The organism is Amycolatopsis vastitatis (assembly GCF_002234595.1).
Lineage (GTDB): Bacteria > Actinomycetota > Actinomycetes > Mycobacteriales > Pseudonocardiaceae > Amycolatopsis > Amycolatopsis vastitatis.
On the sequence record NZ_NMUL01000148.1, the window covers coordinates 1 to 344 of the forward strand.

The 344-nt window shown below is 68.0% G+C and carries 1 protein-coding gene; it reads right to left on the reverse strand.

The window, feature by feature from the left end; all coding sequences use genetic code 11:
• Window positions 1-209: ANTAR domain-containing protein (locus CF165_RS53765; RefSeq protein ID WP_143268996.1), on the reverse strand; the 209-nt coding region annotated here is incomplete at its 3' end.
• Window positions 210-344: the final 135 nt, after the last annotated feature.

The following is a 344-nucleotide window of genomic DNA, read 5'->3' on the forward strand; positions in this document are numbered from 1 at the left end:
GAGCAGCCACGCTGTGCCATCAGCACACCCTTGGCCTGCTCGATGACCGCGCGCGACCGCATCGCCTCGCGCAACTGATCGGCCTCGAGCACCGCTGCCTGATACCGGGCCGCCCACACCAGCGCGGCGTGACGCGCATTGCCGGACATTTCCGAAGGGACTCTGGACCGGTGCACATTCCGGCTGGGTACCTGCTGGTGCGTGCTCATGTTTCACCTCCACGACGGTCGCAACGCTGCGCACATGACATACCCGAGCCGCACCACCGGCCAAACGTCCGCGCCGGGCACCGCGAAAGCACGGCAATGCCCTGAACCCGATGCGACGCACCGCCCCTGGCACGC